The sequence below is a fragment of the Streptomyces sp. 8P21H-1 genome (assembly GCF_013302945.1).
In genome coordinates this window covers 1-2,156 of sequence record NZ_JABTYA010000229.1, presented here as the reverse complement: position 1 = coordinate 2,156, position 2,156 = coordinate 1, and the positions used below count along the sequence as shown (strand labels likewise).

Annotated in this window: 2 protein-coding genes and 2 pseudogenes; 1 reads left to right on the top strand and 3 read right to left on the bottom strand. The window is 73.2% G+C overall.

Features of this window, described 5'->3' with window-relative positions; genetic code table 11:
* Positions 1-89: 89 nt before the first annotated feature.
* Together HO151_RS04200 and HO151_RS04195 are read right to left on the bottom strand one after the other, a co-directional pair.
* A complete protein-coding gene (locus tag HO151_RS04200; RefSeq protein WP_173894762.1) occupies positions 90-785 on the bottom strand; it encodes a demethylmenaquinone methyltransferase in 696 nt (231 codons plus the stop codon).
* A gap of 107 nt (positions 786-892) precedes the next feature.
* A pseudogene (locus HO151_RS04195) lies at positions 893-1,342 on the bottom strand (acyltransferase); the annotation flags it as partial.
* 14 nt (positions 1,343-1,356) lie between these two features.
* Between HO151_RS04195 and HO151_RS07025 the strand changes: the two are divergent.
* The gene (locus HO151_RS07025; protein ID WP_217422847.1) at positions 1,357-1,584 is read left to right on the top strand and encodes a hypothetical protein; all 228 of its coding nucleotides are present in this window, start codon (positions 1,357-1,359) and stop codon (positions 1,582-1,584) included.
* Between the two features lie 29 nt (positions 1,585-1,613).
* Here HO151_RS07025 and HO151_RS07690 read toward each other — a convergent pair.
* A pseudogene (locus HO151_RS07690) lies at positions 1,614-1,826 on the bottom strand (polysaccharide deacetylase family protein); the annotation flags it as partial.
* Between the last annotated feature and the right edge of the window lie 330 nt (positions 1,827-2,156).

The window sequence follows — 2,156 nt, the reverse complement described above, 5'->3', positions numbered from 1 at the left end:
CCGCGCGCTCGAAGCCCCGGACCGGCAGGGCTCCCCGGAGCGGGGGGCCGGCTGCCCGGACCCGGCAGGCGGCTGCCCGGACCCGGTGGTCAGCCCTGCTTGACGCCGCGGTGCAGCGCGACGATCCCGCCCGTGAGGTTCCGCCAGGCCACCTTCGACCAGCCGGCCCCGATCAGGCGCTCGGCGAGGGCGGGCTGGTCGGGCCATTCGCGGATCGACTCGGCGAGGTAGACGTACGCGTCGGGGTTCGAGCAGACCGTACGGGCCAGCGGCGGCAGCGCGCGCATCAGGTACTCGGTGTAGACCGTGCGGAACGGCGTCCAGGTGGGGTGCGAGAACTCGCAGATCACCACGCGTCCGCCGGGCTTCGTCACCCGGTACAGCTCCCGCAGCGCCGCGTCCGTGTCCTGCACGTTGCGCAGGCCGAAGGAGATCGTCACCGCGTCGAAGGTGTCGTCCTTGAACGGCAGCCTCGTGGCGTCGCCCGCGGTGAGCGGCAGCCAGGGGTGGTTCCTCTTGCCGACCCTGAGCATCCCGAGGGAGAAGTCGCAGGGGACGACGTACGCCCCCGTGCGCGCGAAGGGCAGCGAGGAGGTGGCGGTGCCCGCCGCGAGGTCCAGGATCTTCTGGGCGGGCCGCGCGTCGACCGCCTTCGCGACCTCCTTGCGCCACAGCCGGTCCTGGCCGAGCGACAGCACGTCGTTCGTCAGGTCGTAGCGTTCCGCGACGTCGTCGAACATCGAGGCGACTTCGTGCGGCTGTTTGGTCAGGGATGCGCGGGTCACGGTCCCATTGTGGCAGCACGGGCCGGACGGCCCACCGCCGCCCGGCCCGCACACCGGCCCGCACACCGGTCCGCACGCCGGCCGGTGCACCGCGCCGCGGACCCGCCTCAGGGCAGCAGTCCCGGCTTCCTCCTCGCGGCCACGTCCTCCACCCAGCCGCACAGCACCACGAACACGGCGACGAGGACCCAGCCGACGCCGAACAGGAACCGCTGGCTCCCCAGCGGCAGATACGCCTCGAAGGCCGGGACCTCCCAGAGCCGGTCGACCAGCGGGACGGCCAGGACCAGCGCGATCTCGTGCCAGAGGTAGAGGGTCACCGCGCGGGCGTCGAAGACCCGCACGAGCCGGTCCAGGCGCCGGTGGCGGGCGAGCCGCGCGAAGTCCGTGCCGAGGCGCGCCTTCGCGTACATCAGCAGGGTCACGGACCCCGCCGACCAGAACGCCTGGGCGTACGGGATGTCGTCGAGGTCGTACGAGCCCGTCCCCGCCCGGTGCGTGAAGGCGTACCGGCCGCCGTACCCGAGCGCGGCGAGCGAGAGGGCGACGACGGCGGAGGATGGCGCCGCTGATGGTGGTGAGGGTGCAGCCCTTCGCCTTCATCTTCTTGATGTACGTGCCGAGCGCGGCGACCGTCTGCGAACGCTCGCCGCCCGCGTCGTGGAAGAGGACCGAGGCCCCCTCGTTCTTCGACGGGGTGGCCCACTCGACGATCTGCGAGGCGCCGGGCCGCTTCCAGTCGTCGCTGCCGGTATCGACGAAGACGCTGGTGCAGCCCTCCGCGCCGGGCTTCTCGTAGACGGGCCAGCTGTAGTTGTCGACGGCGTCCGGCTGCGAGGAGTACGGGGCGCGGAACAGTGTCGTCGTGATGCCGGCCGCGCCCGCCAGGGCGAGCTGAGTCCGGGCCGTCTCCCGCTCGATGCGGGCGTCGCTCCGGTACGAGAGGCCGATGTGCGTGAACGTGTGGATGCCGACCTCCTTGCCCTGGTCCACCAGGTCGGCCACGAGGTCCGGATGGCGCGAGACCATCGAGCCGACCACGAACCCAGACGGCGGGGGCGTTCGGGAAGGCGTTCACGGGCTGACGGGCATCCGCGGCTCCGGTGGGGGCGGGCCGCGCGGTTCCCCGCGCCCCTGAAAGCGGGGCTGCGCCCCGGCTTTCATATTTTCAGGGGCGCGGGGAACCGCGCGATCAGCCCCCACCGGCGCTATCGACGCCGATGCACCAGTCGCCCACCGCACACCGTCGCCACGCACGACCCGTCCCCGGCGAAGACCGCCAGGTCGGCCCGGCCCCCGGCCGTGATCGTCACGGGGCGGGCCGCCGGCAGGACCCGCACACCACCGCGCTCGGCGGCCGCCCGCAGCCCC

Excerpts from the sequence above, each read along its gene's own strand:
- HO151_RS07025 (WP_217422847.1), top strand. The coding sequence starts at position 1,357 with ATGGTGGTGAGGGTGCAGCCCTTCGCCTTCATCTTCTTGATGTACGTG.